This is a genomic window from Streptomyces sp. DH12 (assembly GCF_020873895.1).
Lineage (GTDB): Bacteria > Actinomycetota > Actinomycetes > Streptomycetales > Streptomycetaceae > Streptomyces.
In genome coordinates, this window is the sequence record NZ_JAHWGT010000125.1 from 1 (window position 1) to 970 (window position 970).

General features: G+C 77.0%; 1 protein-coding gene and 1 pseudogene. One reads left to right on the plus strand and one right to left on the minus strand.

What is annotated here, in order from left to right:
• Positions 1 to 123 precede the first annotated feature (123 nt).
• Positions 124 to 333, plus strand: a pseudogene (locus LPA54_RS32935) (short-chain dehydrogenase); the annotation flags it as partial.
• Here LPA54_RS32935 and LPA54_RS32940 read toward each other — a convergent pair.
• A partial coding sequence (locus LPA54_RS32940; protein ID WP_228984420.1) for a wax ester/triacylglycerol synthase domain-containing protein occupies positions 288 to 970 on the minus strand: 683 nt, incomplete at its 5' end. The pseudogene LPA54_RS32935 and the gene LPA54_RS32940 sit on opposite strands and share 46 nt — an antisense overlap.

Below are 970 nucleotides of genomic sequence, written 5' to 3' on the forward strand. Positions count from 1 at the left end.
CCGTGGCCTGCGATCACTGAGCGCAGCGGTTTGGTGCTGCGGCCCGGCGCTCCGTAAAATCCCCCGTTCGACAGCGGACGCGAACGGAGCGCCGCGCGAACCGAAGCGGGAACGGCAGCGGCGATGACGGTGACACAGGACGGACCCGGGACCACGGACGAGGTGGCGCACGGGCCCGGCATCGACCCGGAGCGGCTGGCCGTCTGCCTGAGCGTGCTCGAGGAGCTCGACAAGCTCGACGTGGACCACCCGGACGCGATCGCGGTCCGCCGGGCCACGTCGCACATCTACCGCACGGTCAAGCAGCGCCGCCGCCAGGAGCGCCGGGCCGCCTGCCCGAGCAGCGGCCCGCCGAGCCGGTGGCCGAGCGGCGGCACGTGCTCGGCGAGCAGCGCCACCGCGCCCGCGCCGCGGTGCGGGCCCGCCTCCTTGTTGCGGTCCATGGCGGTGCGGACCCGGGTCAGCCGGGTGACCGGGTCCTTCTCGTCGACCGGGAGCCGCATCAGGTACCCGGAGAGCCGGTTGCCCTGCGGGTGGGCGGTGCGGGGGCGGCGCCGGGAGACGGGGACGAGGGCGCGCGGGGCGACGCCGTCGCTGCCGTCGCCGCGCTCGTCGAGCCAGCGGCGCAGCGCGCCGGCGACGACCGCGATGAGGACGTCGTTGACGGTGCCGCCGGCGCTCTTGCGGATGAGGTGCACGTCGTCGAGGTCGACGACCACGCCGGCCGTGCGGCGGGTGCCGCTGGGCGCGCAGGTGAGGGCGGGCGAGGAGCGCATGTCGAGGGTGGACCGGGCGACGGCGGCGCCGATGTCCAGGGCCCGGCCGGCCTCGGCGAGGGCGTCGCGCACCATGCCGGGCACCTCGCGGACGTCCGGCACGACCCCGCGGGGCGGCTCGGCGGGCCTGGGCCGGGGGGTGGGCAGGTCCATGGGATCCATCAGCGCGGCGGCGAGGGTGAGGGCGCGCAGTC